The 19,827-nt window shown below is 71.4% G+C and carries 15 protein-coding genes; 7 read left to right on the plus strand and 8 right to left on the minus strand.

Annotation, left to right across the window (positions count from 1 at the left end; translation table 11 throughout):
• Window positions 1-589 precede the first annotated feature (589 nt).
• From BT98_RS0111595 to rimP, 8 genes are all read right to left on the minus strand, one after another.
• Window positions 590-2,146 (minus strand): hypothetical protein, encoded by a 1,557-nt coding sequence (locus BT98_RS0111595; RefSeq protein WP_037250533.1) that lies wholly within the window; start codon window positions 2,144-2,146, stop codon window positions 590-592.
• Complete coding sequence (locus BT98_RS0111600; RefSeq protein ID WP_037250536.1) at window positions 2,143-3,681, minus strand: glycosyltransferase family 4 protein; 1,539 nt, start codon at window positions 3,679-3,681, stop codon at window positions 2,143-2,145. The genes BT98_RS0111595 and BT98_RS0111600 overlap by 4 nt, the downstream gene beginning before the upstream one ends.
• 670 nt (window positions 3,682-4,351) lie before the next feature.
• On the minus strand, window positions 4,352-4,753 hold the full coding sequence (locus BT98_RS0111605) for an acyl-CoA thioesterase (RefSeq protein WP_019459249.1): 402 nt from the start codon (window positions 4,751-4,753) through the stop codon (window positions 4,352-4,354).
• Window positions 4,750-5,190, minus strand: coding sequence for a 30S ribosome-binding factor RbfA (gene rbfA / locus BT98_RS0111610; protein WP_019459248.1), 441 nt, complete (start codon window positions 5,188-5,190; stop codon window positions 4,750-4,752). Before rbfA ends, BT98_RS0111605 begins: the two co-directional genes overlap by 4 nt.
• Window positions 5,191-5,285: 95 nt before the next feature.
• Window positions 5,286-8,594, minus strand: coding sequence for a translation initiation factor IF-2 (infB, locus tag BT98_RS28045; protein ID WP_027297220.1), 3,309 nt, complete (start codon window positions 8,592-8,594; stop codon window positions 5,286-5,288).
• A gap of 31 nt (window positions 8,595-8,625) precedes the next feature.
• Window positions 8,626-9,270: an RNA-binding protein gene (locus BT98_RS0111620; RefSeq protein WP_026032886.1), complete on the minus strand. Its 645-nt coding sequence runs from the start codon at window positions 9,268-9,270 to the stop codon at window positions 8,626-8,628.
• Window positions 9,271-9,316: 46 nt separating this feature from the next.
• A complete protein-coding gene (nusA, locus tag BT98_RS0111625) occupies window positions 9,317-10,912 on the minus strand; it encodes a transcription termination factor NusA (RefSeq protein WP_019459245.1) in 1,596 nt (531 codons plus the stop codon).
• A 5-nt stretch (window positions 10,913-10,917) separates the two neighbouring features.
• A complete protein-coding gene (gene rimP, locus BT98_RS28050; RefSeq protein ID WP_026032885.1) occupies window positions 10,918-11,481 on the minus strand; it encodes a ribosome maturation factor RimP in 564 nt (187 codons plus the stop codon).
• 435 nt (window positions 11,482-11,916) lie between these two features.
• Between rimP and modA the strand changes: the two genes are divergently transcribed.
• The 7 genes from modA (at window position 11,917) to glpK (ending at window position 19,730) form a co-directional block, all read left to right on the plus strand.
• Window positions 11,917-12,711, plus strand: a complete 795-nt coding sequence (gene modA / locus BT98_RS0111635) for a molybdate ABC transporter substrate-binding protein (RefSeq protein ID WP_019459243.1) — start codon at window positions 11,917-11,919, stop codon at window positions 12,709-12,711.
• A 100-nt stretch (window positions 12,712-12,811) separates the two neighbouring features.
• Window positions 12,812-13,534 carry a molybdate ABC transporter permease subunit gene (gene modB, locus BT98_RS0111640; protein WP_019459242.1) on the plus strand — a complete coding sequence of 241 codons (723 nt, stop codon included), beginning with the start codon at window positions 12,812-12,814 and terminating at the stop codon, window positions 13,532-13,534.
• Between the two features lie 55 nt (window positions 13,535-13,589).
• On the plus strand, window positions 13,590-14,717 hold the full coding sequence (gene modC, locus BT98_RS0111645; RefSeq protein ID WP_019459241.1) for a molybdenum ABC transporter ATP-binding protein: 1,128 nt from the start codon (window positions 13,590-13,592) through the stop codon (window positions 14,715-14,717).
• A 42-nt stretch (window positions 14,718-14,759) separates the two neighbouring features.
• Window positions 14,760-15,569: a DeoR/GlpR family DNA-binding transcription regulator gene (locus BT98_RS0111650; protein WP_026032884.1), complete on the plus strand. Its 810-nt coding sequence runs from the start codon at window positions 14,760-14,762 to the stop codon at window positions 15,567-15,569.
• A 180-nt stretch (window positions 15,570-15,749) separates the two neighbouring features.
• Window positions 15,750-17,276 (plus strand): glycerol-3-phosphate dehydrogenase, encoded by a 1,527-nt coding sequence (glpD, locus tag BT98_RS0111655; protein WP_019459239.1) that lies wholly within the window; start codon window positions 15,750-15,752, stop codon window positions 17,274-17,276.
• Between the two features lie 39 nt (window positions 17,277-17,315).
• Window positions 17,316-18,170 (plus strand): MIP/aquaporin family protein, encoded by an 855-nt coding sequence (locus BT98_RS24165; RefSeq protein WP_019459238.1) that lies wholly within the window; start codon window positions 17,316-17,318, stop codon window positions 18,168-18,170.
• A gap of 63 nt (window positions 18,171-18,233) precedes the next feature.
• On the plus strand, window positions 18,234-19,730 hold the full coding sequence (gene glpK, locus BT98_RS0111665) for a glycerol kinase GlpK (protein ID WP_019459237.1): 1,497 nt from the start codon (window positions 18,234-18,236) through the stop codon (window positions 19,728-19,730).
• The last annotated feature ends 97 nt before the right edge of the window (window positions 19,731-19,827 follow it).

Here is a 19,827-nt window from a genome sequence, read left to right on the forward strand (position 1 = left end):
TGGTGCCTCGACGCATGGCTACAGCGGTTCCCGTTTCCGGCGGAACGGAAATCACGGCGGCTCACACGGCGATGAGTGGAGTTCCGGTGCCCGCCGGAAACCATGGGGTCCGGCCGGGCGAAGCGCGGCGTCTAGCACGCTTCGGGCCCCGGGGAAGAGGGTCCGTGACCGGGAAGGTGGCATGTGCCGGAAGCCGGGCCCCCGCCACACGGCTCCTGCGGCGCAGGTCCGGACGGCCGCGTTGGGCGTTGCGCTCCGGGGGAGAGGCGCCGCCTCTCCCGCCGGACCCCCTCTCCGCCGGGGACCGAAGCCGGTCCCCGGACCCCGGGCTTCCGTGGGTTCTGGTGGATGCCGTTGTCCTGCGGCCCGATCCCTGGGAGCAGGTGGCAACGCGGGGCTTCCGAAGAGAAGAAAAACACCGTGTCCGCGCTGGCGACATCAGCAGCCTGCCGGAGAGCGTGGCTCTCCGGCGCGATCCGGTATCAGCGAGCGCCAGCGAACGGGAGGTCCAGGACCCTCAGGGTCCTGGCGGATAGGGGGTCCGGGGGAAAGGCAGCGCCTTTCCCCCGGGACGAAGCGACGCCCGGCGTCAGCGCCGGGGTACGGGCGGCAGCAGGTGGTTGTTCTCGCGGCTGCAGAAGACGCGTGGCATCCAGCAGGGCTGGCCGAGGCGCCAAGCGGCGGCGTAGCGGCGGGGTGGCGCCGCCGTGATGCCGGGGGGCGGCACCTCCCAGGCCGGCGTGCCGACAAAGGGCTGCCGCAGCGAGAAGACGCGGAAGCCGCCCGGATAGGGGATCAGACGGATGTCGCGCACGTTCCGCAGCATCCGGTCATCGTCCAGCATCGTGGCCTGGCCGAAGAAGCTCTCGTCGAAGTCGGGGGCGGGGCCTTCGTAGGACAGCATCCGGGCGGGCGCCGTGGCCGAGGCGGTCTCGACGGGCACGAGTTGCAGGCAGAGCAGCGGCACCGAGGCCAGCAGGGCCAGTGGCGCCAGCGGGAAGGCCGGGGCACGCCGCCCGCGCAGCAGGTCGCGCAACAGCAGGAAGGCCATCAGGCCGAAGCCCGGCATGGCCCATTTCCAGTAGTGGACGTTGTTGAAGCGCCAGAGCCCGACGGGCAGCAGGTCCACATAGGACAGATAGAGCAGCGAATGCGCCACCAGCAACAGGCCGAGCAGGCGGGCGACGGCGCCATGCACCCAGGCGACGGCGAGGCCGCCCAGGGCCAGGGCCATGTAGGGGGCCTGTCGCATCAGCCCCTCGCCCTCGCCGAACCAGGGGCGCGGATCGACCAGCAGGGTATAGGCCTTCCAGCCCAGTCCCTGGAGGGTGAAGCCCAGACCCTGCGAGTGCAGCATGTAGTCGCTGGGCGCGAGGCCGTAGATGCGGAGATGCAGCAGCGCATAGGGCACCACCGCCAGCAGTCCGCCCAGCACCAGCCGCAGCAGGTCGCGTCCGCGCTCCATCCAGGGGTGCGGGGCGGCAAGGAGGTCGTGCAGCACCACCGCCAGCAGGCAGAGAGCGGAAAGCAGCGCCTCGGTCGGGCGGAACAGGGGGATGGCGGCGGCCAGGAAGCCGATCAGGAGCGGGCGCCGCCGTGCCGGGCCGCCGCAGCCGAAATGGGCGGCGATGGTGGCCAGCAGGAGCCAGAGCAGCGCGGCCACCGGGCTGGTGTTCCAGGGCAGCACCCATTGGGCGAAGACCAGCCGGCTGCTGGCCACGCTGCCGACGAAGACCAGGCTGCCCCAGGCGGCGGGGATGCCCAGCCGCCGGGCGAAGGCCAGGAAGCCCGCGTAGCAGCCGAGCAGCGAGAGCAGATCCACGGCGAGGAAGGCGTGGTCCCGGCTCAGCCACACGAAGGGCGCCGCCACCATGGCGTAGCCCAACGGATACCAGTGCTGCGCCGGGTCGAAATTCCCCTGCGCGAGGGCGGTGGCGCTGCGCAGGTAGTGGCCCTGGTCCCACCAGCCCCACCAACCCTCGGGGAACTGCGCCGAGCCCCCCGGCACGGCAGGGTCGGCGGCATAGCGCCAGAGATACAGGGCGGCGAGCAACAGGGCGCCCAGCACCGGCAGGGCGAGATTCAGCCGGGCGAGGCGGGACGCGGCGGAGGACGGCGAGGCGGTCATCGGGGTGGCGGCGCTCAAGGGCCTGCCTCCTCGGCGTCCAGCCGGTCCATGGCGCTGCGGATGATGCCGGCGCTGTCGGACCAGGGGACGTGGCGGAACTCGCGGGCGACACGCTCGCGCCAGGCCTCCAGCCCCTCCGGGTCCTCGATCACCGCGCGGATCGTGGCGCAGGCATCGTCCAGGTCGTCCGGGTCGAAGTAGCGTGCCAGCGCGCCGCCCGCCTCGGGCAGCGAAGTCCGGTTCGAGGCGATGCAGGGCCGCCCCAGCGCCAGGCTCTCGCTCACCGGCAGCCCCCAGCCTTCATAGAGGGAGGGATAGAGCGTGAAGCGGCAGCCGCGGTAGAGGGCGAGGAGCTCCTCGTCGGAAGGGTCGCGAACCAGGCGGATCTTGCCGCCCAGCCATTCGGCATTCTCCAGCTGCTGCATCAGGTCGGCGACCAGCCAGCCGACGCGGCCGGCGAAGACCAGGGTGGGCACCTGCTCGCGCGGCATCTCGTCCAGCAGCCGCCGCCAGACGCGGAACAGCAGCGCGTGGTTCTTGCGCGCCTCCAGCGTCGAGACGAAGAGCACATAGCTGCCCGGGCGGGGCAGGCCACGCGGCCGCGACGAGGCCAGCCGGTCCGCTTGCCCCACGAGGCCGAAGCCGGTGCCGATGGGGATCGGCCGTACCGGTGCCTCCAGCGCGAGTCCAGCCTCGGCGGCATAGGCTTCCACATCACGGGCAGTGGCGTGGCTGATGGCCATCAGCCGGGGGCATTCCGGCAGCACCGTCTCCACCCACTGACGGAAGCTCTGCACCAGATCGCGAGCGCACCATTCAGGGCGGCGCAGCGGGATCAGATCATAAAGCAGCAGAGCAGGCCGCATCCCGTGGTGCTGCCGCAGCTGCCGCAGCAACCCGGCATAGTCCGCATGCACCCAGGGGGCGCCGAGGACCAGGAAGACATCGCCCGGAAGCGCCGGCAGGGAAGGCGCCGTGGCGGGCATGGCGGCCGCCCCGGCCTGCGCCCCAGAGGATGTTGGAACGGGCGGGGAGATGGGCGAGGCAACGGTCGGGGCTGCGGAAGGGGGGGCGCCGGCCTGCCGCCGGTCCCGCCACAGGGCAAGGCCGCGGCGGCCGGTCCGCAGCACGTTCATCTGCAGCACGGCGGCTTGCAGCAGGGTTTCCGAGGTCCGCGGCGGCAGCTTCTGCAGGCGGTAGATCAGGCCGAAGCGCAGGCGTTGCAGCAACGGCCTGCCCTGGCGGACGCGGGGCGCAGGGGGGCGGGGCGGCGGTATGGCCGCCTCCGGCTTCCCTCCCTGGCCTTCCGACAGGCGCTCGAACAGCACGGCGACCTCGGTGAAGGGAACCTCGCGCAGTAGATCCGGCCCGTCATCGTGGCGGACAAAGGCGATCCGTGGTGCGCCCGGCTGCCGCGCCGCCCGGTCCGGCAGCACGCGCAGGATCTCGAAGACCAGGCGCTGGATGCCGCTGGGGCGCGGATTGGCGAGGGCATACTGGAAGAGGTCTTCGACATCGACCCAGATGGTGCGGCGCACAGGCTTGGCGGGCATGGAAACTGGAACCATTTCGGTGTCCGGAGATCGACCTCGAATGCCCCGGTCCGCCCATGGCGTGCCGGGTCGCGTCCCGCCTCGGCCCGGACCCAGGATGGATCACGGACAGGAAAGCGGCGTCAGGGCGCCCGGTTTCTTTCCCTGTTTTGTTGCATCGGCATGTCTTTCCGTTTCGCGGAGTGCCCGCCGATGCGCAAGCCCGGCCAGGAATTTTTGGCCGGCCGGATGCTTCACGGGAGCGAGTGCGACCCGGAAGCCGCAACCCGGCCGCGCAGCAAGAGGACATGGCACCTGCCCCTGGCCTTGCGCTGTCCCGGGTGAAAGGCTCTGCCTTTCCCCCCAAACCCCTATCCGCCAGGACCCTGCGGGCCCTGGACCCGGGGAGTTGACGCTTGCTGATGCCGGATCGCGCCGGAAAGCCCGGCTCTCGGGCGGACTGCCGGTGCCGCCAGCGCTGACACGGTGTCTTTCCTTTTTCGGGAGCCCCGCCTTGCCACCTGCTCCCGGGGGATTGGGGCGCAGGACAACGGCTACTACCGAGCCAACGAAGTGGGTCCAGGGCACGCAGTGTCCTGGCGGAGAGGGGGGCCGGCGGGAGAGGCAGGGCCTCTCCCCCGGGGGCCAGTCAGCTGAGGCGCAGCCCATCCGGGGAAAGCCGCCGCCCGTATCAGCCGGCGTCGCTGCCCTCGGCAGGGACGGGGCGGGGGCGGCCTTCGTCGTCCAGCGCCACGAAGGTGAAGACGGCCTCGGTCACCCGGTTGCGGTCCTCGCTGTGCCGCTCCCGCCGCCAGGCCTCCACCCGGATGCGGAGCGAGGTGCGGCCCACCGAGAGGATCTGTGCATAAAGGCTGACCTCGTCTCCCACCTTCACGGGTGAGTGGAAGCTGATCGCCTCCACCGCCACGGTGGCGCAACGGCCGCGGGCGCGGCGGGCCGCGGCATTGCCGGCCGCGAGATCCATCTGCGCCATCAGCCAGCCGCCGAAGATGTCGCCCGCCGGGTTCGTGTCCCCCGGCATGGCGATGGTCCGGATGAGTGGGGCGGCCTCGGGCGGCAGAGGGGTCTTCACGGCTGTTCCTTCTCCTCGCCCGCTTCCTCCCCGTCGGCCGGCCGCAGGTCGCGCGCCACTTCCGGGCGGCGCATCAGGGCGTCGATGCGCATGGCGTGATCCAACGCCGTATCGGCCTGGAAATGCAATTCCGGCGCCACGCGCAGCCGCACCGCCTTGGCCACCTGGGTCCGCAGATAGGGCTGGGAACGCTTCAGCGCCTCCAGCAGCTCCTTGTCCGCCGTCTGCCCGAGCCGGGAAACGAAGACCGTCATGTGCTTCAGGTCGGGGGAGGCACGGACCTCCGTCACCGTCACCCGTGCGGCGGCCAGTTCCGGGTCGCGCACGTCGCCGCGCGCCAGCACGGCCGCCAGGGCATGGCGGATTTCCTCGGCCACGCGGAGCTGGCGCTGGGAGGGGGCGGCCTCCGCCCCCTTTCTCTCGGCTCGCTTGCTCATCTCTCGTTCTCGCACTCTCAAAAAAACTGAGGCCCCCGCGGTGTCCCGCGGAGGCCCCGTCTCGTCCGGACGGCCCCGGAAGGGGCCGGGGCGGCTCAATCGGCCGCCACGGTCTCCGTCTCGTAGCACTCGATCTGGTCGTCGACGCGGATGTCGTTGTAGTTCGCGAAGGACATGCCGCACTCGTAGCCGTTGGCGACCTCGCGGACATCGTCCTTGAAGCGGCGCAGCGTGGACAGGGTGCCCTGGTGGATCACCACGCCGTCGCGCAGCAGTCGGACGCCCGCCCCGCGCTTCACCACGCCCTCGGTCACGCGGCAGCCTGCGATGTTGCCGAGGCGCTTGACCTCGAAGACCTGCAGGATCTGCGCGTAGCCCAGGAACTTCTCGCGCTGGATCGGGGCGAGCTTGCCCTTGACCAGCTTCTCGATGTCGTCGGCCACCTCGTAGATGATCGAGTAGTAGCGGATCTCCACGCCCTCGCGCTGCGCCAGCTCCCGCGCCTGGGTCGTGGCGCGGACGTTGAAGGCCACCACCACGGCATCGGAGGCCTTGGCGAGCTGGATGTCGCTCTCGGTGATCTGGCCCACGCCGCTGTGCAGCACGCGCACCTTCACCTCGTCGCGGCTGAGCTTGCCGAGCGTCACGCCGAGCGCCTCGGCCGAGCCCTGCACGTCCGCCTTGACGACGACCGCCACCTCCTTCTGCTCGCCCGCCTGGATGCGGGCCAGCATGTCGTTCAGCGTGCCGCGGCTCGCGCTCAGCGCGGCGGCCACCTTCTCGCGGGCCTGACGCTGGCGGAACTCGGAGATCTCCTTCGCCCGGCCCTCGTCCTCGACGGCGACGAAGTTCTCGCCGGCCGAGGGGACGCCGGACAGGCCCAGGATCTCCACCGGCACGGAGGGCAGGGCCTCCTTCACGTTGCGCGCCTTGTCGTCGATCAGCGCGCGGACACGGCCCCATTCGGTGCCGGCCACCACGATGTCGCCCTGTCGCAGCGTGCCCTTCTGGACCAGCACGGTGGCCACCGGGCCACGGCCCTTGTCCAGCTTGGACTCGATCACCGTGCCCTCGCCGGCGCGATCCGGGTTGGCGCGCAGGTCCAGCACCTCGGCCTGCAGGGAGATCGCCTCCAGCAGCTTGTCGAGGTTGGTGCCCTTGAGCGCGGAGACCTCGATCTCCTGCGTCTCGCCACCCAGGCTTTCCACCACGACCTCGTGCTGCAGCAGCTCGTTGCGCACGCGGTCGGGGTTCACGCCCGGCTTGTCGATCTTGTTAACCGCCACGATCATCGGCACGTTGGCCGCGCGGGCATGGCGGATCGCCTCGACCGTCTGCGGCATGACGCCATCGTCGGCCGCCACCACCAGCACCACCATGTCCGTCACCGAGGCACCGCGGGCACGCATGGCCGTGAAGGCCTCGTGGCCCGGCGTGTCGATGAAGGTGACCTTGGAGCCGTCCGGCACCGTGATCTGGTAGGCACCGATATGCTGCGTGATGCCGCCGGCCTCGCGCGCCGCCACGTCGGTCTTGCGCAGCGCGTCCAGCAGGCTGGTCTTGCCGTGGTCGACATGGCCCATGATGGTCACGACCGGCGGACGCGGCAGCAGCTCGTCGTCCTGGTCCACCGCGCCGCCCAGGCCCAGCTCCACGTCGCTTTCCGAGACGCGGCGCGGACGGTGGCCGAACTCGGTCACCACCAGCTCCGCCGTATCGGCGTCGATGGACTGCGTCAGGGTCGCCATCACGCCCATGCGGAACAGCGCCTTCACCACCTCGCCGCCACGGGCGGCCATGCGGTTCGCCAGCTCCTGCACGGTGATGACGTCGGGGATGGTGACGTCGCGGACGACCTTCACCCCATCCGAGCGCAGGCGCGCCAGCTCGGCCTGGCGCCGCTCGCGCTCACGGGCGCGGCGGACGGAGGCGAGCGAGCGGGAACGGTCGTCCTCGCCCTCGATCGCGGCCTGGACGTCGATCCGGCCCTCGCGGCGCCGGTCGGCGCCCACGGGGGGCTTGCGCGCCGGGGGCGCCGCCGGGCGGCGGGCCGCCGGAGCGGTGGAAGGCCCGGCACGGCGCGACGGGGTGCGGCGATCGGTTTCCTCGATGGCGGGGGCGCCACTGGCGATCGGCAGGCGGGGCGCACCGGCACCCGCGCCGCCACCAGGGCCACGCGCGCCATAGCCGCCACCGGCGCCGCCGGGACCACCGGAACGGGCACCATAGCCGCCGCCGCTGGCACCGCCGGGACCACCGGAACGGGCGCCGTAGCCGCCGCCGCTGGCACCGCCAGGACCACCGGAACGGGCGCCATAGCCGCCGCCACCAGCACCGCCGGGACCACCGGAACGGGCGCCGTAGCCGCCGCCGCTGGCACCGCCAGGACCACCGGAACGGGCGCCATAGCCGCCGCCACCAGCACCGCCGGGACCACCGGAACGGGCGCCATAGCCGCCACCAGCACCGCCGGGACCACCGGAACGGGCGCCGTAGCCGCCGCCGCTGGCACCGCCAGGACCACCGGAACGGGCGCCATAGCCGCCGCCACCGGCGCCGCCGGGACCACCGGAACGGGCACCATAGCCGCCGCCGCTGGCGCCGCCGGGGCCACCGGAACGGGCGCCGTAGCCACCGCCAGGACCGCCCGAGCGGGCACCATAGCCGGCACCGGCGCCGCCATCGCGGTCGCGGCCGAAATCACGCGCCGGACGATCGTCGCGCACCGGACGCTCGTCGCGGACGGGCCGGTCTTCGCGCGGCCGTTCCTCGCGGACCGGCGTGCGGGCCTGGACCGGGGCAGGGGCCGGAGCCGCAGGGGCAGGCGCGGCGGGCGCCGGCTGCTCGGTCGGGGCCGGCGCAGCGGCGGCCGCGGCACGGCGGCGGGATTCCTCCTCGGCGGCACGCCGGGAGGCTTCCTCGGCGGCGCGCTTCGCTTCCTCGGCGGCATGGCGCTGCGCCTCTTCCTCGGCGGCGCGGCGCTGCGCCTCCTCGGCGGCCGAGCGGATCGCCAGGGCCTGGCGCTCACGCTCCTCGCGCTGCCGCTGGGCCTCCAGGCGGCGCTGCTCCTCCAGCACGCGCAGGCGGTTGGCCTGCTCGCCCTGGGTCAGCGGCCGGCCGGCCTGCGGCGCACCGCCGCCGCCGCGCGAACCCGAACCGGAGCGCGAGGCGCCACCGGGGCGGCCGCCCGGCGCGGCGCCGGATCGGGCCGGGCCCGTCGCGGCAACCGGCGCGGGGGCCGGGGTCCGCTTCTTCACCACCTCGACCTGCACGGTCTTGGAGCGGCCATGGCTGAAGGACTGGCGCACGCTGCCCGCCGCCTCCGTCTTGCCGAGCTCCATCCGACCGCCGGGCCTCAGGCTCAGCCGACCCTTGGCCGCATCCTGTTCGTTCCCGTCGCTCATCGGCCCGCTATCTGTACCCGTCGTATTCTTTTCAGCCACGCACACTCTCCACGGCGCTGATGAAGCCGCCCAGACGGGCCGCCTCTCGCGCGATCTCCTGGGCCAGCCGGCCCTTTGCGACCGCCACGTGCACCGCGTGGTCGCGTCCGAAAATTCCCCCCAGCTCCGCCGCCGTCAGGACGGCGACCACCGGGATATCCCTGGCCCCGACCAGCCGCGAGCGCTCCGCCGCGCTGCCATCGGAAGCCTGTGCCACCAGGCCGGCCCGCCCAGCCTGCAGCCATTCGCGCGCCTGCTGGAAGCCGCTTACCGCCTGCCCTGCGCGCCGCGCGAAGCCCAGGAGGTCCCGCAGGCGCTGCCTCAGGCCAGCCTCGATCCGTGCATTCAGGTCGGGGGGAGGGTTGACCGGCCCACGGGCCGCCCTGGCAAAGGCTGCACGCTTGAGCGCGGCTTCTAGCACATCGGCCCGCGCGCTCAACCACATTCCCCGCCCAGGCAGCCGTTCGGCCAGGTCAGGAACGAGTTCCCGACCTGGACCGATGACAAACCGGATCATGCTTTCCTTCGGGAAGCTCTCGCGCGTCACGACACAGCGGCGCAGCGGGCCCTTCTCCTCGGGATCGGGTTGCCCCATCTCCGCCGGCGAGCCAGACGGATCGCCGGAGGGCGCCTGCATGGCACCCTCGGCGTCGGGCCGGCCCGTTATGACATCGCGTGTGTCGTCATGGTTCGGTACGGGTGGCGTTGTCTGTCTCCTCACCGGAATTTCCGGTATCGGCGTGGCCGGCGGCCTCGGCCGCCCCTTCCTCGCCCTCGAACCAGTGCTGGCGCGCCGCCATGATGATGGCGTTCGCCGTCTCCTCGTCGATGCTGTCCTCGCCCAGGATCTCGACCAACTCGTCGGAGGCCAGGTCGCCCAGGTCGTCGAGCGTCTTGATGCCCTTCTCGCCGAGCGTCACCAGGGTCGCCGGGCTGAAGCCGCCGACCTCGGCCACGACGTCCTCGACGCCCAGCGCGCGGCGCTTCTCGTCCAGCTCCTGGTCGCGGCTCTCCAGCCAGGCATGACCGCGGCGCTTCAGCTCCTGGGCCACGGTCTCGTCGAAGCCCTCGATCTCGGCCAGTTCCTCGTCCGGGGCGTCCACGACCTCCTCGATCGTGGTGAAGCCCTCGGTGACCAGCAGGCCGGCGATCACGTCGTCCACATCCAGGCCGTCCACGAAGAGGCTGGTGCGCTTGCGGAACTCCTCCTGCCGGCGCTCGCTCTCCTCGGTCTCCGTCTGGATGTCGATGTCGAAGCGGGTCAGCTGGGAGGCGAGGCGCACGTTCTGGCCGCGGCGCCCGATGGCCAGCGAAAGCTGGTCATCCGGCACCACGACTTCAACCCGGCGCCCCTCGTCGTCCAGCACCACCTTGGTCACCTCGGCCGGGGCCAGGGCGTTCACCAGGAAGGTCGCCGGGTCGCCGGACCAGGGGATGATGTCGATGCGCTCGCCCTGCAGCTCCGCCACCACGGCTTGCACGCGCGATCCGCGCATGCCGACGCAGGCACCGACCGGGTCGATGGAGCTGTCGCGCGAGATCACCGCCATCTTGGCGCGCGAGCCCGGGTCGCGGGCCACGGCCTTGATCTCGATGATGCCGTCGTAGATCTCCGGCACCTCCTGGGCAAACAGCTTGGCCAGGAAGCCGGGATGGGTGCGGGAGAGGAAGATCTGCGGGCCCCGCGTCTCCTCGCGCACGTCATAGATATAGGCGCGCACCCGGTCGCCGTTGCGGAAGGCCTCGCGCGGGATGGTCTCGTCGCGGCGCAGCAGCGCCTCCGCCCGGCCGAGATCGACCATCAGGTTACCGTACTCGGTGCGCTTGACGACGCCGTTGATGATCTCGCCGACGCGGTCCTTGTACTCGTCGAACTGCTTCTTGCGCTCGACCTCGCGCACCCGCTGCACGATCACCTGCTTGGCGGTCTGCGCGGCGATGCGGCCGAAATCGATCGGTGGCAGCGGATCGACGATGAACTGCCCGGCCTCGATCTCCGGCTGGAACTTCAGCGCGATCCGCAGCGGGATCTGCGTCTCCTCGTTCTCGACCGTGTCGGCGTCCACCACCTCGGTCCAGCGGGAGAGCTTCACCTCGCCGGAGCGGCGGTCGATGGTGGCGCGGATGTCCTTCTCGGCGCCGTACTTGGCGCGGCCGGCCTTCTGGATGGCCTGCTCCATGGCCTCCAGCACCTCGTCGCGCTCGATCATCTTCTCGCGCGCGACGGCGTCGGCCACCTGCAGCAGTTCGGGGCGAAGGACGGAGGCGTCCAGAGCCATTGGCGTCAGTTCCTCTTCGCGTGCGGCTTGCGGCGCGGCTGCTCGTCCGCCTCTTCGGCGTCCCCGGGCTCGCCCGCCGTTTCCGTCGCCGTGGCGGCGATCAACTCGTCGGTCAGCACCAGCTTGGCGCGGCGGATGGTGTCGCGGGGGATCACCGCCTCGCCGCCTTCGTCCAGCCGGAGCCTCACCTCATTCTCGTCCGCCGCCAGGATGCGGCCCTTCCAGCGCCGGCGCCCGTCCTGCGGCACCAGCAGCTCCACCGTGGCGACATGCCCGGCGAAGCGGAGCCAGTCCTTGGTGCGCGTCAGCGGCCGGTCGATGCCGGCGGAAGAAACCTCCAGGTTCCATTCGCCGCTGAACGGGTCCTCGACATCCAGCACGGCGCCGACGGCGTGGCTGATCGCCTCGCAGTCCTCCACGCCGATCAGCGCGCCATCGGCACGGTCGGCCATGATCTGCACCGTGGGCGTCCGCGTCCCGCTGACCTGCACGCGCACCAGCTCATAGCCCATGCCGGCCAGTGCAGGCTCCACCACACGCGCCAGCCGCGCCTCCAGGCCGCCGGTCAGATCGGGCGTGCCCGGGGCGGTGTCGCTGGCGGTGTCGTTACTCTCGCGGTCGTCGGCGTCGGGCTTCGGCAATAAAAAAAGGCGGCCCGTGAAGGCCACCCCCCTGAAAACGGCGGATTGTCTCGGCAGGGATGTAGTGCCGCGAGACAGGGGAAGCAAGAGGATTCCACGGGGCGCCCTTCGGCCCGTCGCCGCGGGCACCCCCTCGCCGCCCTCCCACCAGGAAGGCACGCAGCCTCCCAGGCCCCAGGCTGCGCGGGTTCCGGTGCCTCGCCTTTGCCGTTGCTCTGTTCCCCGGGGGCGACCGCCAGGGCGAACCGGCATTATCCCGGCACACCGTATATATCCGCGGCATATAGCCTCGGCGAAGGGATGGTTGCGGCTTGGGAAGCCCACCGATATATCCAACGAGGAATAGCGAAGCGGAGACCCCCCATGCGTCGTCGGCTTTTCGCCTCGGCCCTCGCCCTGTGCCTCGCGGCACCGCTGGTGGGCCTGTCCGGCGCGAGAGCGCAGGAGGCCGGGGGGCCCACGGTCTTTGCCGCCGCCAGCCTGACCGATGCCATGCGCGCGCTGGGCGAGGCCTGGAAGGCCAAGGGCCATCCGGCGCCGCGCTTCTCCTTCGCGGCCTCCTCGGCCCTGGCGCGCCAGATGGAGCAGGGGGCGCCCGCCGACATCTTCGCCTCCGCCGACGAGCCCTGGATGGACTATGTCCAGCAGCGCGGGCTGATCGTGGACGGCACGCGGGTCAGCCCGCTGGCCAATGCCCTGGTGCTGATCGCCCCCGCCGACAAGCCGGCGCCGAAGCTGGTGCTGACCCGGGACACGGACCTCTCGGCGCTGCTCGGGGCCGATGGGCGGATCGCGACGGGCGATCCCTCCAACGTGCCGGTGGGCAAGTATGCCCAGGCGGCGCTGGGCTGGATGGGGCAGTGGGACAAGCTCTCGCCGCGCCTGGCGCGGGCGGACAATGTGCGCTCCGCCCTGCTGCTGGTGGAACGGGGCGAGGCGCCGCTCGGCATCGTCTATTCCACCGATGCCGCGATCTCGAAGGGGGTGCGGGTCGTGGCCACCTTCCCGGCGGAAAGCCACCCGCCGATCACCTATCCCTTCGCCCTGGCGAAACGGGCCGAGGGGAATGCCCAGGCGCGCGATTTCCTGGCCTTCATCACGGGCCCCGACTCGGCGCCGGTCTACCAGCGCTTCGGCTTCGCCCTGCGTCAGCCATAGGGCATGATCGGTCCCTGCCCACTGGACCCCGACCGCCCCTGGCCCGCCCGATCCCGCCCGATGGCCATGTCCCGCCCCGCTGGGGCCTGACCCGCTCCGCATGACCTGGCCCGGCAACCCGGCAGGCTGGCTGACGCCCGAGGAATGGCAGGCCGTGCGCCTCAGCCTGGAGGTGGCGCTGCGCTCGGTGGTGTTCGGCCTGCCCCCGGCGGTACTGGCCGCCTGGCTGCTGGCCCGGCACCGCTTTCCGGGGCGTGCCCTGCTCGACGCCTTCGTCCACCTGCCACTGGTGATGCCGCCCGTGGTGGTGGGCTGGCTGCTGCTGGTCACCTTCGGCATCCGCGGGCCGGTCGGGGCGCTGCTGAACGACTGGTTCGGCATCCGGCTGGTCTTCACCACCGCCGGCGCCTCGCTCGCCACCGCCACCATGTCCTTTCCGCTGATCGTGCGCGCGGTGCGCCTCAGCCTGGATTCCGTCGATCCGGGGCTGGAGGCGGCGGCGCGCACGCTCGGCGCCGGGCCGCTGGACCGCTTCGTGACGCTGACCCTGCCGCTGATCTCGCCCGGCATCCTGTCCGGCGCCATCACCGCCTTCGCCGCCGGGCTGGGCGAGTTCGGCGCGGTGATCACCTTTGCCTCCAACATCCCCGGCCAGACCCAGACCCTGCCGTTGGCGATCTACGCGGCCACCCAGACCCCGGGCGGCGAGGCGACGGCGGCCAAGCTGGCGGCGGTCTCCTTCGTGCTGGCCGTGCTGGGGCTGCTGCTGGCGGAATTCGCCGGGCGGCGGATGCAGGTCATGCTCGGCCGGGCGCCGCGCTGATGCCGCGCCCGTCCGGCCGGGCCGCGCCACCCGGCGCGCCGAGGCGGCGCGGCTGATGCTGGAAGTCCGCCTGCGCCACCGCTTTCCCGCCCCCGCCCCGGACATGCCGGGCTTTGCCATCGATGCGGCCTTCGCTTCGCCGACACCGGGCGTCACGGCGGTCTTCGGCCCCTCGGGCTGCGGCAAGTCCACCCTGCTCGCCGCGGTGGCCGGGCTGCTGCGCCCGCGGGAAGGGCGGATCGCGCTGGATGGCATGGTGCTGTTCGACAGCGCGGCGCGGCGCATGCTGCCGCCGGAACAGCGGCGCTGCGGCGTGGTCTTCCAGGATTCGCGGCTCTTCCCGCATCTTTCGGTGGACACCAACCTGCGCTACGGGCTGCGCCGGGCACCGCGCGGCGTGGACGGACCCGGTTTCGAGGAGGTGGTGGCGCTGCTCGGCATCGGCCATCTGCTGCGCCGCCGCCCCGCCGCGCTGTCCGGCGGCGAGAGGCAGCGTGTCGCCCTGGGCCGTGCCCTGCTGTCGCGCCCCCGCCTGCTGCTGATGGACGAGCCCCTGGCCGCGCTGGATGCCGCGCGCAAGGCGGAGGTCCTGCCTTTCCTGACGCGGCTGCGCGACCGGCTCAGCATCCCGCTCCTCTACGTCACCCATGCGATGGAGGAGGTGGACCGGCTGGCGGACCGGCTGGTGCTGATGGAGGCGGGGCGCGTGCTCGCCGAGGGCAGCGTGGAGGAGCTTTCCGCCCGCACCGACCTGCCGCTTCTCGCCGGGCGGCGGGATGCGGGCGTGCTGCTCGCCTGCACGGTGCGGGAGCGTGTGGCGGGGGGGGGCCTGGCGCGGCTGGGCTTCGAGGGCGGCGAGCTGCTGTTGCCGTCGCTGCCGGATGCGCCGGGCACGCGGTTGCGCGTCCGGGTGCGGGCGCGCGACGTGTCGGTCGCCACCGAGGAGCCCCGCGGGATCTCGGTCCGCAACGTGCTGCCCGTGGTGCTGGAGGCCATCGGGCCGGGCACGGGGCAGGAGGTGATGCTGCGCCTGCGCCTGGGTGCCGGCGGCGTGCTCCTGTCGCGCATCACCGCCGAGGCGGCGCGGCGCCTGGACCTGCGCCCGGGACAGCCGCTCTGGGCCCTGGTGAAATCGGTCGCCCTCAGCCAGGGTGGCGCGGCCCGCGAGGAAGAGCCGGGCTGACCCGCCAGGCCGAGGGGCGGGGAAGGGTTTCGGGAGATGGCATTGGCAGGCAGCAAGGCGGCGTCGCGCCACCAGCGGATCCTCGCTTTGATCGGGCAGCGCGGCTACGTGTCCAACGAGGAGCTGGCGCGGGAATTCGAGGTCACCGTGCAGACGGTGCGGCGCGACGTGAACGCGCTGGCGGAGGAAGGCCGGGTTGCCCGCCACCATGGCGGCGCGGGGCTGGCTTCCTCCACCGAGAACATCGCCTATGCCGAGCGGCAGGTGCTGAACCCGCAGGCCAAGGAGGCCATCGCCCGGCAGGCGGCAGCGGAGATCCCCGACCGTTCCTCCCTCTTCGTCAATATCGGCACCACCACCGAGGCGCTGGCCCGGGCCCTGCTGGGGCACCGGGAGCTGCGTGTCATCACCAACAACCTGAACGTGGCGGCGCTGCTGTCCAGCCGCACCGACTTTTCCGTCGTGGTCACCGGCGGCACGGTCCGCAACCGCGACGGCGGCATCGTCGGCCAGACGGTGAGCGACATGATCGCCGAGTTCCGGGTGGATTTCGGCATCCTCGGCATCAGCGGCATCGACGAGGACGGGACGCTGCTGGATTTCGACCATGACGAGATCCGCGCCGCCCGCGCCATCCTGCGCCATTCGCGGCAGAGCTTCCTGCTGGCCGACCACACCAAGTTCGCCCGGCGCCCGATGGTGCGGCTCGGCTCCATCACCGAGGTCTCCGCCCTCTTCACCGACCAGCCGCCGCCACGTCCCATCCAGGCACTGCTGCGGGAACATGGTGTCGCCTGCCATGTGGCGGGCCGCGCCCCGGCGGCAGAGGCGAAGCCGGCACCGGGCCGGTAAGGCGCCGCGCTGCGTGGTGGCCCGCCGGGGGCGAGGCGGCGCTTGGCCTCAACGGCGGCACGGCCCCGTCCAGCACTTTGATTTTCGCTTGCGAACATTTTTTCTTCGCTTATCTTCCTTTTGCGGGGCACAGGGCCTCGCAAGGCCTTCGCGGAGGCGGCAGGGAGAGGAGCGGGGAACTTGGCCAGCCAGGCGGATTATGACCTTCTCGTCGTCGGTGGCGGCATCAACGGCGCCGGTATCGCCCGCGACGCGGCCGGGCGAGGGCTGAAGGTCCTGCTGGTCGAGCAGGACGACTTCGCGCGCCACACTTCCTCCGCCAGCACGAAGCTGATCCATGGCGGGCTGCGCTATCTCGAATACTACGAGTTCCGCCTGGTGCGGGAGGCGCTGATCGAGCGCGAGCGCCTGCTGGCCGCGGCGCCGCACATCATCTGGCCGCTGCGCTTCGTGCTGCCGCACCGGAACGATGTCCGCCCGGCCTGGATGGTCCGGCTGGGCCTGTTCCTGTACGACCACCTGGGCGGCCGCAAGCGCCTGCCGGGTTCGGAAGGTGTTCGTTTCCGAACCTCGCCGCTCGGTTCCGCGCTCAGGCCCGGGGTGGATCGCGGCTTCGTCTATTCCGACTGTTGGGTGCAGGACAGCCGCCTCGTCGTGCTGAACGCCCGCGACGCGGCGGAGAAGGGAGCGGAACTGCATACCCGTACCCGCTTCCTCGGGGCGGAGCGCGAGGGTGGCATCTGGCGCGCGGAGATCGAGGACCTGCGGGGCGGCGGGCGGCGCCCGGTCACGGCCCGCATCCTGGTCAATGCCGCCGGCCCCTGGGTGAGCGAGCTGCTGACCCGGCGCCTGAAGATCAACGACGCGGACAAGGTCCGGCTGGTCAAGGGCAGCCACATCGTGGTGCCGCGCCTCTACGAGGGCGACCACTGCTACATCCTGCAAAATCCCGATCGCCGCATCGTCTTCGCCATCCCCTACGAGGGCGATTTCACGCTGGTCGGCACCACGGACGTGCCCTGGACCGAGGCGCCCGGCCCGGTCTCGATCAGCGCGGAGGAGACGCGGTATCTCTGTGACACGGTCAACCGCTACTTCAAGCGGGAGGTCGCCCCGGAGGACGTGGTCTGGAGCTATGCGGGCGTGCGGCCGCTCTATGACGATGCCGCGAAGAACGCCTCGGCGGTCACGCGCGACTATGTGCTGAAGGTGGACGCGCCGGAGGGAGAAGCGCCACTGCTCTCCGTCTTCGGCGGCAAGATCACCACCTATCGCAAGCTGGCGGAACATGCGCTGGAAAAGCTGGAGCCGCACCTGCCAGGGCTGAAGCCCGCCTGGACGGCGGCCGCGCCTCTGCCCGGCGGCGACATGCCGGATGCGGATTTCGACCGCTTCCTGGCCGGGCTGCGGCAACGCTTTCCCTTCCTGCCGGAAGCCCTGGCCTATCGCCTTGCCCGTGCCTATGGCACGCGCGCCGACCGGCTGCTGGGCAAGGCACGCGGCATGGAGGATCTGGGCGAGGATTTCGGCGCCGGCCTGACGCAGGCCGAGGTCGATTACCTGATCCATGAGGAATGGGCGGTGACGGCGGAGGACATCCTCTGGCGCCGCTCCAAGCTCGGCCTGCACGTGCCAGCCGGCACGGCCGGGCGGCTGGAAGACTATCTCGCGCGGCAGAAGCAGTCGCAGGAGATCGCCGCCGGCTGAGCGTGCAATGCGTCTCGCAAGACGTGGGGAGAAACATCCATGAACGAGAAGCGGCAATTTCTCGGGGAACTTGTCTCCGAAGCCGTGGCCGTCGCCATCATCATCACCTTCGGCTGCTCCGTGGCGGCCATGTACGTGCTCTACGACCCCAGCCCCTATAAGCTCGCCTATTGGGGCGTCTGCATCACCTGGGGCCTCGGCGTGACCGTGGCCATCTATGTGACCGGGGCGGTCTCCGGCACCCATGCCAACCCGGCCGTGACCCTTGCCCTGGCCCTCTATCGGGGTTTCCCCTGGCGCAAGGTCCTGCCCTTCTGGGTGGCGCAGGTGCTGGGCGGCATGGTAGGCGCCGCGATCGTGCTGAGCCTCTATGGCCCGGTCATCGACCACTTCAACGCCACCCAGGGCCTGACCCGCGAGGCGGGCGGCGCAGCCGGCGTCTTCTTCACCGCGCCCGGCCTGGCGGTGACGCCGATGCACGCGCTCTGGAACGAGATCGTCCTGACCGCGCTGCTGCTCTTCGGCATCTTCGCCATCACCGAGGAATTCAACACCATGGCGCCGCAGGCCAATTTCGGCGCGCTGGTCATCGGCCTCCTCGTCGCGATCATCGGTGCCTCGGCCGGCTATCTGGAGGCCTGGGCGCTGAACCCGGCCCGCGACTTCGGACCGCGTCTCTTCGCCTATTTCACGGGGTGGGGACCGGCCGCCCTGCCGGCGGCGCAGAACTACTGGTGGGTGCCGATCGTGGGACCGCTGATCGGCGGTGTCGTGGGCGGCGGAGCCTACCAGTGCCTGATCCGGCCCTTCCTGCCCTCGCGCCGCCAGCAGCCCCAGGCCGCGCCATTGCGGGAGGCACCCGACCTCTCGATCCGCCAGATCGGCGCCGACTGACCCCCTCCCGACCGATCCCCCCGACCGGCCAACGAACACCACAGAACGTCCCAAGGAACATCCATGAGCCAAGCCCGCTACGTCCTGTCCATCGACCAGGGCACGACCTCGACCCGCTGCATCGTCTTCGACGACAAGGCCCAGCAGATCTCCCTGGCGCGGCGGGAATTCGCCCAGCACTACCCGGATGACGGCTGGGTCGAGCACGACCCGGAGGATATCTGGCGCGACGTGGTGGACACGGTGCGGGAGGCGCTCGGCGAGGCCGGGCTCACGGACGGGACCGGGGTGGCCGCGATCGGCATCACCAACCAACGCGAAACGGTGGTGCTGTGGGAGCGGGAGACCGGCAAGCCCGTGTACCGCGCCATCGTCTGGCAGGACCGCCGCACGGCAGCCCTCTGCGCGAAGCTGAAGCAGGAAGGGGCGGAAGATCTGGTGCGCGCCCGCACCGGCCTGCTGCTGGACCCCTATTTTTCCGCCACCAAGCTGGCCTGGCTGCTGGACAACCTCCCGGACGTGCGGGAGCGGGCGGAGCGCGGCGAACTCGCCTTCGGCACGATCGACAGCTTCCTCCTCTGGCGCCTGACCGGCGGCAAGGTGCATGCGACGGATGCCACCAATGCCTCGCGCACCCTGCTGTTCGACATCCACCGGCAGGTCTGGGACGAGGACCTGCTGAAGCTGTTCCGCATTCCCGCCGCGGTCCTGCCGGAGGTGCGGGACAACAGCACCGTCTTCGGCGAGAGCGATCCCGCGCTCTTCGGCCGCGCCATTCCCATCGCCGGCATGGCGGGGGACCAGCAGGCGGCGGTGATCGGTCAGGCCTGCTTCGCGCCGGGCATGGCCAAGTCCACCTACGGCACCGGCTGCTTCATGCTGCTGAACACCGGCGAGAAGCCGGTCTCCTCGGACAACCGCATGCTGACCACCGTGGCCTATCGCCTCGGCGGCAGGACGGTCTATGCCGAGGAAGGGGCGATCTTCGTCGCCGGCGCCGCGATCAAATGGCTGCGCGACGGCGTGGGGGTGATCACCCATGCCTCGCAGACCGACGACATGGCCACCCGGGTTCCGGACAGCCACGGCGTCTACATGGTGCCGGCCTTCGTGGGCCTGGGCGCGCCGCACTGGGATCCGGAGGCACGCGCCCTGATCTGCGGCCTGACCTTCAGCGCGACGGCGGCGCATCTGGCGCGGGCGGCGCTGGAATCCGTGGCCTTCCAGACGCTCGACCTCGCCGAGGCGATGCAGCGGGATGGCGCCGGACAACTGAAGACCATCCGGATCGATGGCGGTATGTCGGCGAATGACTGGTTCTGCCAGTTCCTGGCCGACATGCTGCAGGCCGAGGTGGAGCGCCCCGCCTGCCTGGAGACCACCTCCATGGGGGCTGCCTTCCTGGCCGGCCTCGCAGTCGGTGTCTGGAAGGACCTGGACGAGGTCGCCGCCACCTGGAAGCGGGGGGCTGTCTTCGAGCCGCGCATGGATGGGGAGCAGCGGGCCCGCATGATCGCGGGGTGGAAGGATGCCCTGAAGCGCACCCTTCCGGCGAAATAGGGCGCCCCCACCCCCTCACCCGGGGGAGAAGTTTGTGGATAACGGGGATATTGACTGTGGAGTCCCACGCACAGGCTGCGTGATCCCTGCCACAGGA

The organism is Roseomonas mucosa ATCC BAA-692, assembly GCF_000622225.1.
Lineage (GTDB): Bacteria > Pseudomonadota > Alphaproteobacteria > Acetobacterales > Acetobacteraceae > Roseomonas > Roseomonas mucosa.